The following is a 13,344-nucleotide window of genomic DNA, read 5'->3' as shown; positions in this document are numbered from 1 at the left end:
AGTGCGGGGGGAAGTAAAATGAAAACAAAGAGCAAAAAAAGATTATCCGTTGTACTGGGCTCCATGCTGGCGGTTTCCTTAACGCTAAGCGCCTGTGGAAATTCCGGAAACTCGGAAAAGAATGGGAATGCTGAAGCTGGTACGAATGCCGGGAACACCAAGGTGGACAAGCAAGTGGCCATCAAGTATTACAACTGGGATAATGAAGCCCAGTCGGCTGGTACCGATGCTATGCTGCAGGAATTTATGGATCAGAACCCAGGCATCAAGGTAGAGCATGTGACACTCGTTCCCGGTGATTCTGTGGAGATGCTGAAGAAACTCGACTTCCTGATTTCTTCCGGCGAAGCGATTGATGTTGTTCAGGTGCCAAGCTTGGGAGGCGTGCTTGAACGGGCGACTCGGGGAGCACTTGCCCCGCTGAATGAATTCTATGAGAAAGATAACCTCGTTCCTGAGGATGAATATTATGTGAATGCTAAGGTCGACAACAACTATTATGGGTTGCAATATACGAAGAGCAGCAACTACGTGATGCTGAACAAAGATGCACTGGACGAAGCGGGTCTGCCTGTACCTACTTTTGGCTGGACATGGGATGACTACCGCGACTATGCCAAAAAACTGACCAAAGGCGAAGGCGTGGACAAACGTTACGGCACATATTTCCACACCTGGGAATTGTACATGAACGCTCCAGCTCAAACGATGATGAAAGACCCGTTCGTATATGATGACGGGACGACGATCTTCGCGGATCCGACATATAAGTATTTTTTCCAGCTGCGTAAAGATATGGAGTCTGCTGATAAATCTGCGAAATCTTATGCAGACGCTCTTGCCGCTAAGCTTAACTATCGTACCGAATTCTTCAATGAAGAAGCTGCTATGATCTTGGCTGGCAACTGGACGATTGCTGATCCAGGTAACACCGAGCAGTATCCGCATGAATTCAAGACAGCCTTTGCTCCGGTACCGGTGCCTCCTGCAGGATCGGAACCGAAAGACTATGAAGGCAAATACTTCACCAGCGGCAACATGCTGGCGATGGGCGCAACTTCAAAGAACAAAGAGGCTTCCTTCAAATTGATGAGATTTATGTCGACGGCTGTTAGTGATAACAGACTGGAATTCTCCGGATATAAAAAAGCTGACAATGAGACCTTGCTGACCAAATTGGTCGCTGGCAAAGAAGATATGTATGATATGGATTCACTCAAATACACACTTTTCGATAATGAAATTCAGTTCCTTGACGGTGCGCAGGTGATGACGACGGCAACTTCCGAATTGACCAAAATTATCGATGACGGCTTCAGCAGATTCATGCTTGGAAATGAATCGATTGATAAGGTGCAGCAATGGATGGTTGGTGAAGCAACGAAAATTATCAACGAAAAAGGTGTCATCAAGTAAATAGGCAATAAGCGAGGTATCCCAAGTTGGGGACGGGGCTTTGGAAGGTCATCAACCGGCTTTCCAAAGCCCTTATTTATACATTGGGCTTACACAAATATACGGGAGAGTATAAAAATGATGGAAAGCATTTCTTCAAAGAACAAGTCCGAAGAGCAAGTAGCTTTGCCTTCTAAGGAACAGATGGAGTGGCAGAATCTGGAGCTGGGGATGTTCTGCCATTTTGGAATGAACACATTTTGCGATCAGGAGTGGGGAGAAGGTAGCGATTCACCTACGGTCTTTAACCCGCTTCATCTGGATGCACGCCAATGGGTTAGTGCAGCTAAAGAAGCTGGATTCCGTTATTTTATACTGACCGCTAAGCATCATGATGGCTTCTGCCTGTGGCCGACTGCAACGAGTACTTATTCTGTTGCCTCCAGCCCATGGAAAGAAGGGCGAGGCGATGTTGTCAAGGAGTGCGAGGAGGCTTGCCGTGAATTTGGACTAGGCTTCGGCATTTATTTGTCTCCATGGGACAGACATGAGCCATGTTATGCGGATCCGCAAGCATATGATGATTTCTATTGCTTGCAATTGCAGGAGCTCCTTACGGGCTACGGCCCACTTACGGAGATTTGGTTCGACGGCGCAGGATCTGAAGGCCGTAATTACGATTGGCGGCGGATTATGGATCTGATTAAGCTCCATCAGCCAAGCGCCATGGTGTTTAATATGGGGGCACCAACGATTCGCTGGGTTGGCAATGAGGATGGCGTTGCTCCTTATCCATGCTGGAACACTGCGGATTCCGCTCGAGGTAGCATGTTCAGTGAAGCTTCATTGAACTGGCTTCCCGGAACACCGAGCTGGGTGCCTGCGGAATGTGATGTGCCCATCCGTAAAGACCGCTGGTTCTGGCATCCTCAGGAAGAGCATCTGCTGCTGTCTCTGGAGCAGCTAATGGATATTTATTATCGTTCGGTTGGGCATGGGGCGACTTTGCTGCTCAATGTGGCGCCTGACAACCACGGGCTGTTTCCAGAGGCCGATGTGCAGCGTCTGCTGGAATTCGGTAAGGAGATTCAACGTAGATTCGGAAAGGCACTAGCCGTAACGGCGGGCACTGGAGATCTTATTGAGCTGGAATTTCCTGTAGCTACTGTGATTGACCACGCCGAGATTATGGAGGACATCGCTTATGGCGAAAGAGTGAGCGAATATGTGCTGGAAGCATTCAGTGACGGAGCGTGGCTGGAGTTGAAACGTGGCAGCGCGATTGGCCATAAGAAAATCGACGCCTTCCCTCCGGTATGCGCAGAGAAGATACGACTACGGGTGCCAGTAGCTGCCGCAAGCCCTAAGATTAGACGGCTTGCCGTCTACCACTGTGGGGAATCGTTAGAATAAATGCTAAAAAGGAGGTCGTCGATAATGAGCCTACTCACTTGGAACGACGGACAATATTTGCTGGACGGACAGCCTTACCGGATCGTATCGGGAGCCATTCATTATTTTCGGGTTGTGCCTGAATACTGGAAAGATCGGCTACTGAAATTGAAAGCCTGCGGATTCAATACCGTGGAGACCTATGTCGCCTGGAATATGCATGAACCCAAGGAAGGGGAGTTCGTATTTGATGGCATGGCCGATGTGGTCTCTTTTATTGAACTGGCCGGAGAGCTTGGGCTTCATATTATTGTCAGACCGAGTCCATTCATTTGTGCCGAATGGGAATTCGGTGGTCTGCCGGCCTGGCTGCTGGCTTACAGTGAACTTCAGCTTCGCTGCTGTGATCCTCTTTATTTAAGCAAGGTGGACCGGTATTACGATGAGCTGATTCCTCGGCTGGTTCCGCTACTGTCCACACATGGCGGGCCGATTCTGGCCGTCCAGGTAGAGAACGAATATGGCAGCTATGGCAATGACAGTAGTTACCTGAGATATATGCGTAATGGACTCCTCAGCAGAGGGGTCGATGTGTTGCTCTTTACCTCCGACGGACCAACCGATGAAATGTTGCTCGGTGGAACTCTGGAAGATGTGCATGCTACAGTTAATTTTGGCTCCTGTGCAGAGGAATCCTTCCGCAAATACCGGGAGTACCGGTCTGAAGAGCCGCTGATGGTGATGGAATATTGGAACGGCTGGTTTGATCATTGGATGGAGGATCATCATGTGCGCGATGCCGAAGATGTAGCTGGCGTTCTGGATGATATCCTGACGCATGGCTCCTCACTAAATATGTACATGTTCCACGGCGGGACCAATTTTGGCTTCTATAATGGGGCGAATCATATCGTCGCCTACGAGCCGACGACTACAAGCTATGATTATGATGCCCCGCTCACGGAATGGGGAGATACGACGACGAAATTTGAAGCTGTTCGGTCGGTACTGGGCAAACATGGATTTGCACCGACTTGTCCGCTCCCTGAGCCGATTCCGAAGATCTCCTACGGGAAAGTTGCCTTGATGGAAAGAGCGGAACTATTCACAGCCTCCAATCTGGAGAAGTTATCCGAGCCGGTGAACAGTGTGTGTGTGCAGCCGATGGAAAAGCTCGGACAATCCTATGGTTTTATATTGTACAGCACTTATGTGCAGGGACCACGGACCAGGCAGAAGCTTTACATCGAGGGTGTGCGTGATCGGGCGCAGGTCTTCCTGGATGGACAGGTACTTGGGGTCATTGAACGCTGGAATCCGCAGCCACTTGAACTTTCCATTCCTGCCGGAGGAGCGCAGCTGGATATTCTCGTCGAGAATATGGGTCGGATTAATTATGGGCCGCTCATTCGTGATCCGAAAGGAATTCTGGACGGTGTTCGAATCGATAACCAGCTGCAATATAACTGGACGATCCGTACACTTCCGTTAGAACCGGGAACGCTGGCTTCACTTGAGTACAAGGAGCAGACGGTGGAGAAGCAAGAAGCTGCGGCACCTTCAGGTTTGCCCGGATTCTATCGGGGCTGCTTTGAGGCGGAGGAAATTGGCGATACTTTTCTACGGTTCGATGGATGGAATAAAGGGGTTGCCTGGATCAACGGATTTAATCTGGGCCGCTACTGGAACGCAGGACCGCAAAGGGCCCTATACATCCCCGGTCCATTGCTGCGCAAAGGTCGTAATGAACTGGTTCTTTTGGAGCTGCACGGCTGTGCGGAGACTTGCGAAATTGAGCTTGTGAATTGCCCTGATCTGGGAAGAACTTCGGCCGTCGACGATGCCGTGCTGAATTTTGTGCAGGAAGATAACTTGTAGACTTTTTTAGCGTTGCCGTCATAGAAATCATTCCCCTATCCTCTCAGTTATTAGACACAAGAAACCTGCGTTTTCTTTCATTATTTTACAAAAAAATGAAGACGAGCAGTCAATATAAGGATACCTGAAAGGCACTCCTTCGGGCGTGCCTTTATTTTTCGATGCCACATGGTTTTGTAGTATGATGAGCACAAGGGAGTTACATGGTTGTTCATAGGCTGAGAAGAAAGTGGGTGTCGCTATGTGGTTTTGTATGATCGCGATGGTCGTGATCTTGATCGATCAGGTCTCGAAAATTTGGATTCGGATGAACCTGGATATCGGAGATAGCTTGTTCTTCGGACGATGGGAGATTACACATTATGAGAATAGCGGGATGGCTTTCAGTTTATTCCAAGGTTATGCGTGGTTATTCGGGGTGATCGCCATCTTGTTCGTCATCAGTGTGTTCTATTATCGCAGAATGGGTGCCTGGAAAGGCCGATTGGCGGATATGATCGCTGGTTTCTTGGTCGGCGGTGCGGTTGGCAACGGGATTGATCGACTGGTGTTCGGGCAGGTCACGGATTTTATCATGTCTAGATCGGGGAGAGGCATTCTCAATTTAGCGGATTATGCGATCAACATCGGGATGATCATGCTCGTCTTAAATATGGCAGTGAGATTCGTGAAGAAGCGGTTCTGGCACGCGCATTGAGGAATTATTCTCTTATCTTTATAGATTCCTTAGAAGTTCCTGTTACGATGTCTCTGCATGGTAAGAGAACGACGTAATAACAGATTTCGAAGGAGGAGAACATTCAACATGCAAGCAACGAAACGATTAACAGGTATCATTTCCCTGGGCCTAGCATTTTCACTATTACTATCGCCAGTGAGCGCCTCGGCGACCGCGCAGGAAATTACGGGGTCGAAGGAGAATATTCAAGAGATTAAATCTTTGACGTCATCGGACTATAAAGATTTAGCGTTTCTGAAGCCGATCTTGAAAGATAAGACGGTCATTAGCCTTGGCGAGAACTTTCACCGTGTCGCAGAATACAGCAGCATGAAGACAAGGTTGATCAAATATTTACACGAAGAGCTGGATTTTGACGTGATTGCATTTGAGTCGGGCCTTGGGGATTCATTCATGACGTACGATAATGCAGGAACATGGACATCGCAACAAATGATGGAACGTTCAATTTTTCCCATCTGGCATTCCAAGGAGACTCTGAATTTATTCGATTACATCAAGAAGAAGCAAGGGACGAACGATCCCTTATATCTAGCAGGTTATGACATGCAGTTCACATCAGGGTACTTAACGCAATTTATTGCCGGTTGGATTGCCAAGGTAGACAAGGATCAGGGCGAGAATTATTTCAACTTCGAAATGCAAGCGATGACGGATTTCTATAAGGTGCTCAACCAATATGGCATGGACGATAGTCATCCGGAGGCGAAAGCAGAAATCAAGAAGGTGAAGAATGCGTACGAACCGAAATACAAGGCGTTGATCCAATTCATCCAAGAGAACAAAGAACAACTTGCAGCCGCCTACCCTACGAACCCGCGGATGGTGGATATCGCTGTCAAGACGTTGGAGGATCGGGTCAAATTCATCGAGATGGGGATGTACGATACGAAGGAAAGCTATGAATTCCGTGATCGAATCATGGCTGACAACGTGGAGTGGTTAATGAAGGTGATGTATCCCGGCAAGAAAGTGATTTTATGGGCGCATAACGATCATCTGGCGAAGAATACGTCCAAAATCGAAACGAAAGAACAAGGGAAATGGATTAACAGCTTTACAAGTATGGGAGAATTGCTACATAAGAAGCTAAAGGATAAGGTCTACGTGTTGGGTCTGTACATGAACAGCGGTAAGGCGAGCACGATTACGACACAGAAGATCTTCGATATTCAGCCGATGCCGAAGGGGAGTCTGGAACAACTGATGATGCAGAGCGGTTATAAGATTGCGTTTGCGGATCTATCCAAGCACAAGTCTCCGAACAAAAATAATGCTTGGATGTTCAAACCGATCTATGCAGCCGAGGATGGCATGACGTCCGAGATCATTATGCCGATGTCGATGCGATTCATTCCAAAAGAGCAATATGACGGGATCATCGTCTTCGATAAAGTCAAAGAACCGACAACGAAGCTCTAACTCAGTTATACCTGGAAATTTAATTGTTCCCCTGTCGTGAACACTGTGTGTGCCGCTGCAGGGGATTTTTGGCGCACAAGAAGGTACAATGAGGGGATAAAGCTGCTAGATTGATAGACGCGAAAGGAAATTCAAGAGATGAGAGAAAAGATATTAATCGCCGATGATGAGCGAGAAATCGTCGGATTTATGCGCGATGCGCTTCAGGATGATGGGTATGAGGTATCAGTGGCTTATGACGGCAAGGAAGTGTTCGATCGACTGGGAGAGACGCCCGACTTAATCATCCTGGATATTATGATGCCGCATCTCGATGGGCTCGAAGTATGCCAAGCGATACGTGACCGGGTCTCGTGTCCGATTCTGTTCTTAAGCGCGCGCTCCAATGAAGCGGATCGGATCCAAGGACTCGCCGTCGGTGGCGATGACTATATCGTGAAGCCTTTTAGCATGCAAGAATTGAAGGCGAGAATAAGAGCGCATCTTCGTCGGGAGCAGCGGAGCCATCTTGATCATCAACCGAAGCTGCTGCACCATGGCGATCTCACGATGGATCTGGACAGCCATCAGGTATTCTACCAGAACCTTCCGATTCCGCTGACCAGCCGGGAGTTCGAATTGTTCCGGCTTCTCTTCATGCATCCGAATCAAGTATTCTCGCGGGAACAAATCTATGAGAAGATCTGGGGATTCGATGCGGAGGGAGAAGCAGCCACAATTACCGAACATATCAAAAATATCCGGGCGAAGCTGACGTGCGCAGCACCGGAGAAGACCTTTGTTACAACGGTATGGGGGGTAGGGTACAGATTCGAAAGGAAGTAAAGGCAAGTCGAAAACCGCTGCGCAGACAGTTTATGGGCGCATTTACACTCGTTCTTTTCTATAGCTTCATCGGCTCGATGCTGGTTTGGGGCGGTACGCTTTATGTTTTGATTAATCAAACGGACAAGAGCATTCTACCAGCCAACTATTATGAGCAGCAAATTCCCCAGATTCTAGGTTATGTAGATCAGCAAAAAGACGCCTTATTATCTCCTTCAAAGCAGAATGCGTTGGAACATGTTATTCTGACGAAAGGCATGCAGTATCAAATCGTGAATCTGAAGGGGCAAATCGTCTACGGCTGGAAGGGGCAGACTTTCGTCAACAGCCCGGAGGATGTGCTAAGCAAGCTGAACCGTAGCGAGAAACAGGGCGGGAAATATATCAATTACCACCCGATCCTTGATTCGCAGAAAAAATTAAAGGGGATGCTGGTGCTACGATACAGTTTAAGTGTATCCTCCAACAACCCTGGAAACGGGCTGCTCGTTATGCTTATTTTGTGCAGTTTGATCGCACCGTTCTTCTTCATCGTCTTGTTCTCTTTTATTTTCGCGAGAAAATTGGGTAAACGGCTCGAACCGTCGATCGCACGGATCATCGGGGGAGCTAGACGAATCCAGCAAAATGACCTGAATTTCTCCGTCGCAGGAGCAGGTGGGTCGAAGGAGCTGATCGAGCTCTCCGATGCCTTCGAAGAGATGCGGATCGCGCTGGAGCAATCCTTGAAGTGGGAGTGGAAGCTGGAGCAGGAGAGACGCGACATGATCTCTGCGATTGCCCATGATTTGCGGACGCCGCTGACGATCATTCAAGGTCATGTAGACAATTTAATCGAGAGCGGTGCACGCCGTCCCGAACGGCTGGAGAAGTACTTGTTAACCATTCAGAACAGTACGCAGCGTGCGGACAAAATGCTGACGGAATTGCTGTTCATGAATAAAATCGACACGCCTGATTTTGTCCTCCAGTATACGAGAGCGGATTTACTCGCCTTCTGTGAGCGGAAAAAAGATGAATACGCATTGTTATGCCGTGAGAAGTGGATTGCTTTTGACTTCTCTTATGTGAATAGGCGATGCGACCAAGAACAGCAGTTTCTTGTGGATACATCACGGTTGGAGCAAGTATTCGATAACGTGATTACCAATAGCTTGCGATTTACGCCAGTGGAGGGAAGGATCGAGTGGACGGTCATCGTAGAGGAGACGCAGATTACCTTTGACATGACGGATACGGGGAAGGGGTTCAGCGCTCTTGATTTGCGGCGGATGTTCGATAAATTCTACACGGGGGATCCGTCTAGATCTCTAGACAAAGGTCATTCCGGGCTTGGATTGTATACAGCACAGTTGCTCATTACAAAGCACGGAGGGCATATCGAAGCAGGAAACCGTGTCGAAGGCGGCGCACAGGTGATCATAACGGTGCCATGTAAAAAAGCCTGAAGAAACTCATCATACGAGTCTTCAGGGTTTTTGCTGCAATAATTCGATAAATTTATGGAACGCGCTTGTCTTGAAATGATCCCGTCGATAGATGAACTGTACGGTCACATGGCGGTAATGATCGGGATGGTACTGCACCGAGCCTTCCGATTCGGAACCAGACGAAGCTGTATGTTTCTGAAGATGCGTATGTCAATGGAGAATCGAAAGCTGCAGTCAATTATAGTTCGGTCAATCTCAAGCCCTTGGACTTATCCCGGGTCGAAGTGACAGGCAATTCGATCCGGGAGGCTCAGCAACTCGAGCTGAAAGCGCAATGATTCTGCACAATCTGCTTGCAATCAAGACTGAAAAATAAGCATTCGTAGCTAGGGCTTTGGGACGGTTCAGTAGAACCATTCCAGAGCCCTTTTGACGTTTATAGAAGTCTCCGGATGACCTCTTAAAATTAAACCGATTGTAATGACGTTTCATTTCACCTTGGTTTGTGAATAATAGGGGATTGAATAGAAAGGAGCATTAGAGATGCAGGCGCATATGGATATTGTTCTTCGTACTGTGGTCGCTATGATCATGCTGCTAGTGATAGCTAAGATATTGGGTAAACAAACGATTTCTAATTTGACGTTTCATGATTTCGTGACAGGCATTATATTAGGATCGCTTGCGGCAAACCTGGCTTTTAATAAAGACCTGAAGTCGTCATATATGATCGTGGCGCTCATTGTTATCACTGCTACGTCTTTTCTACTATCTATCATCGCTATAAAGAGTCGTAGAATGAGAAGCTGGATCTCAGGATCACCTACGGTACTTATTGAAAACGGGAAAATTCTTGAAGGGAATATGAAAAAGGTAAGGTATTCGCTAGACTCCTTGGATCAGGCACTGAGGGAAAAAGAAATTTTTAATCTGGAGGTAGTAGAGTATGCCGTATTAGAAGATAACGGAATGGTATCCGTCTTAAAGAAACAAGAGTATCAATATGTTACTCGAAAAGATTTGAAGCTTCTTTCGGTTCCTCAGAGCTTTCCCGTTGAGTTAATTATGGATGGCGTCCTCATTGAAGAGAATCTTGAGAATAATGGACTGACCAAAGAATGGCTGGAGAACGAATTAAGACGGAAGGGGAAACGGATCTCCGACGTATTTTACGGGGTAAGAGGAACGCAGCGGCAGCTCGTTTTTGATTATTATGAAGACGGGATAAACAAACCGATTGATAAAGAATAGATTCATTCATATTGGAGATTGACGGATCGCTGAGGACCGCTCTATAATATTTGTATAATTATTAATTAGTTAATAAAAATATAAATGTTGAAGGGCGGAGTTTATTCATGGCAGATCGCGCAATCCTTAACACAGACATTCGTAAAGGTACGATAAACAAAAATATTTATGGACACTTCTCTGAGCATCTAGGACGTTGTATTTATGAAGGCATTTGGGTCGGAGAAGATTCACCGATTCCTAACACTAACGGTATTCGTAATGATGTTGTGAAAGCGCTTAAAGAAATACAAATTCCAGTACTTCGCTGGCCGGGTGGATGTTTTGCAGATGAATATCATTGGAAAGATGGTATTGGTGATCGCGAAGCTCGTAAACGTATGATCAATACGCATTGGGGCGGCACGGTTGAGAACAACCATTTTGGTACACATGAATTTATGGAATTATGTGAGATGCTGGAATGTGAACCTTATATCAATGGTAATGTGGGAAGTGGTACGGTTCAAGAGATGTCCGAATGGGTAGAATATCTAACCTTTGGCGGTGTCTCTCCGATGTCTGAGCTTCGCCAGCAGAACGGTCATCAAGAGCCTTGGGCTGTCACTTATTTTGGCGTTGGTAATGAGAATTGGGGCTGCGGCGGGAATATGCGTCCAGAATATTATGCAGATCTTTATCGCCAATATCAGACGTATGTACGTAATTACGGGGAGAATCGTATTCACCGGATCGCTTGTGGTCCTAACGTGGATGATTATCACTGGATGGAAGTTTTAATGCGTGAAGCTACACGCTTTATGGACTCGATTACTCTTCATTATTATACGATTCCTGGTCCAGCATGGGAGAATAAAGGGGCAGCAACAGGCTTTGAAACTAGTGAATGGTTTAGCACTTTAGAGAAGGCCCTTCGCATGGATGAGCTGATTACTAAACATGGCGTTATTATGGACAAATATGACCCAGATAAAAGAGTAGGCCTTATCGTCGACGAATGGGGAACTTGGTATGATGTTGAGCCGGGTACGAATCCAGGATTCCTATATCAACAAAATACAATTCGGGATGCCCTTGTAGCTGGCGTAACCCTGAATATTTTCCATAAACACAGTGACCGGGTACGGATGGCAAATATTGCGCAGACCATTAACGTGCTTCAAGCAGTGATTTTAACCGAAGGAGAAAAAATGCTGCTAACGCCTACCTATCATGTATTCAATATGTTTAAAGTCCATCAGGATGCTGAATTGTTGGATTTAACAATCGATAGTGGGACTTACAGCTTTGAGGGCAGCGAGATTCCTGAAGTATCTGCTTCAGCTTCCGTAACAGACGCTGGGATCATTCATGTCAGTCTTTGCAACTTGAATCACGCTGCATCAGCTACTGTACCCCTCGAGCTGCGTGGCCTTTCCGGGCAGAAGGTTGAAGTGACAGGCACTACGCTCACAGGTAACAAGATAGATGCTCATAATACATTTAGTCAGCCAGATGCTGTCGTACCGCAAGCTTTTACAGCCTTTACACTTGAAGGTGATCTTCTTAATGTAGAGCTGGCTCCAATGTCAGTAACTGTGCTGGAGATTACGCCGAAGGCATAAGGTGGTGTTATCATGTCAACAACATCTGCATGCAAGGGGTGTCGTGACGATTATAAGGTTACCGATGCACAGATAGAGCGTATCCTGTCATCATCCATGTTTAAGACAGAGCTTTGTGTTCCAGATGAGGTTTATGCTGAACGGATTTCTCTTTGCGGGACTTGTCCTAAGCTGCATGAGAGTGTGACTTGCGTAGCTTGTGGATGCATTATTCCTGTTGTAGCTAAGCTTAAGGAACGTGGCTGTCCACTGCCTGGTGGCGGATTATGGGGACCCTTCATTGAACATGAAATAAGGTAAAATAAGAGCCGCATTCGACTCTCCAACGGGAGATGAATGCGGCTTTATTCATGGGTATCTGTGTAGAACAGCTCAACGATTAGATCATCATTATAGTTGCCAAAGCCTTTGCCAAAAAGAGTAATGCCGCCAATATGCTCGGCCTCTTCATCGACGGAAAGCTTGAAAGTCCATTGCTTGTTGCGAATGTTCACTTGATCCAGCGTAACGTCGGACAGTTTCAGGCCGTCCATAAACGTGCCTTTAGATGTAATGCGCAGCTGCTTAAGAAGGCCGTATTGATTCGTGAGTGCTGGCCACCAAGCTGGCGTGTATTTACCACGTCTATCTCCGTAGTCACCAGGACTTGTCCAGAATCCAAGCTGTACTCCGTTCAGTGTGAAAGTGATGTCGGAGGGCCAATTATTATTAATGGAAGGCGCTTCGGAGGCAATCTCCATCGTAATGATTAGCTCCTCGGGCTGTTGACTGGAGAGAAGGAAGTTAGGAATTTTATATTCGATATATCCTTTGCCGAACCAGAGAATACCAGCATTCATACGCTCGAGATCCCAGAAATAACGGGGATCATCAAAGCTGCCAATCACTTGCTCTGTAGTGGCAAGACCGCAGGTAGGCTCGATCATGAAGTCGGAATAATGCCCAACAGGAATCTCCTTGCGGTAGCTTTTGCGCTCATTAATTTGTCTGCCTGGAAAGGTGATCTCGGCACTTTCAGCAGCCAGCGTACAGATCTTTTGCAGACCACTTCGTCCAGGTGCCATATGTGTCTGGATAAGTCCTGCAGCTTCTAGCTTACGCACATGCATTGTCATAATGGCGCTGCTCAAATTTACCGCTGCGGCCAATTCCTTGACATTCATTGGGTTCTCGGCAAGCAAGCGCAGCAGCTGCAGACGAACTGAACTGGCTAAAGCTTCGTAGACGGGAAGAGATTCTTCCGACAGGTCAAGTTTCATAGATGGCCTCCAATTTAGTTCAAGACGTATAGTTAATGATTATATTATTTAAATGCTTGTTTTACAATACGAAGGTGAGAAATTTTATGGACGCTCATTCACTTTGATCGCGTGATTTAAGATAAAAAGAACGGAGCCTGAGGCTCCGC

The 13,344-nt window shown here is 47.0% G+C and carries 11 protein-coding genes; 10 read left to right on the top strand and 1 reads right to left on the bottom strand.

Features of this window, described 5'->3' with window-relative positions; all coding sequences use genetic code 11:
* Positions 1-18: 18 nt before the first annotated feature.
* The 10 genes from ACFWMP_RS07115 (at position 19) to ACFWMP_RS07070 (ending at position 12,236) form a co-directional block, all read left to right on the top strand.
* The gene (locus ACFWMP_RS07115) at positions 19-1,416 is read left to right on the top strand and encodes an ABC transporter substrate-binding protein (protein ID WP_341049438.1); all 1,398 of its coding nucleotides are present in this window, start codon (positions 19-21) and stop codon (positions 1,414-1,416) included.
* Positions 1,417-1,533: 117 nt separating this feature from the next.
* Entirely contained in the window at positions 1,534-2,808 is a 1,275-nt protein-coding gene (locus ACFWMP_RS07110) for an alpha-L-fucosidase (RefSeq protein WP_379422728.1), read from the top strand.
* Positions 2,809-2,832: 24 nt separating this feature from the next.
* Positions 2,833-4,665, top strand: coding sequence for a glycoside hydrolase family 35 protein (locus ACFWMP_RS07105; RefSeq protein ID WP_379422726.1), 1,833 nt, complete (start codon positions 2,833-2,835; stop codon positions 4,663-4,665).
* A 253-nt stretch (positions 4,666-4,918) separates the two neighbouring features.
* Complete coding sequence (gene lspA, locus ACFWMP_RS07100; RefSeq protein ID WP_379422724.1) at positions 4,919-5,362, top strand: signal peptidase II; 444 nt, start codon at positions 4,919-4,921, stop codon at positions 5,360-5,362.
* Positions 5,363-5,470: 108 nt separating this feature from the next.
* Positions 5,471-6,826, top strand: coding sequence for an erythromycin esterase family protein (locus ACFWMP_RS07095; protein WP_042186023.1), 1,356 nt, complete (start codon positions 5,471-5,473; stop codon positions 6,824-6,826).
* Positions 6,827-6,964: 138 nt separating this feature from the next.
* Positions 6,965-7,651, top strand: a complete 687-nt coding sequence (locus tag ACFWMP_RS07090) for a response regulator transcription factor (RefSeq protein WP_379422722.1) — start codon at positions 6,965-6,967, stop codon at positions 7,649-7,651.
* The gene (locus tag ACFWMP_RS07085) at positions 7,618-9,099 is read left to right on the top strand and encodes a sensor histidine kinase (RefSeq protein ID WP_379422720.1); all 1,482 of its coding nucleotides are present in this window, start codon (positions 7,618-7,620) and stop codon (positions 9,097-9,099) included. Before ACFWMP_RS07090 ends, ACFWMP_RS07085 begins: the two co-directional genes overlap by 34 nt.
* A 525-nt stretch (positions 9,100-9,624) precedes the next feature.
* A complete protein-coding gene (locus ACFWMP_RS07080) occupies positions 9,625-10,332 on the top strand; it encodes a DUF421 domain-containing protein (protein ID WP_042186028.1) in 708 nt (235 codons plus the stop codon).
* Positions 10,333-10,439: 107 nt separating this feature from the next.
* Entirely contained in the window at positions 10,440-11,936 is a 1,497-nt protein-coding gene (locus ACFWMP_RS07075; RefSeq protein WP_042186030.1) for an alpha-N-arabinofuranosidase, read from the top strand.
* Positions 11,937-11,948: 12 nt separating this feature from the next.
* On the top strand, positions 11,949-12,236 hold the full coding sequence (locus tag ACFWMP_RS07070) for a hypothetical protein (protein WP_042186032.1): 288 nt from the start codon (positions 11,949-11,951) through the stop codon (positions 12,234-12,236).
* A 44-nt stretch (positions 12,237-12,280) separates the two neighbouring features.
* Here ACFWMP_RS07070 and ACFWMP_RS07065 read toward each other — a convergent pair whose 3' ends face one another.
* Positions 12,281-13,195: an ArsR/SmtB family transcription factor gene (locus ACFWMP_RS07065; RefSeq protein ID WP_379422717.1), complete on the bottom strand. Its 915-nt coding sequence runs from the start codon at positions 13,193-13,195 to the stop codon at positions 12,281-12,283.
* Positions 13,196-13,344: the final 149 nt, after the last annotated feature.

The organism is Paenibacillus sp. NPDC058367 (assembly GCF_042723305.1).
Taxonomy (GTDB): Bacteria; Bacillota; Bacilli; order Paenibacillales; family Paenibacillaceae; genus Paenibacillus_AQ.
The sequence above is the reverse complement of the archived record's forward strand: the minus strand, read 5'-3'. Positions and strand labels throughout refer to the sequence as shown.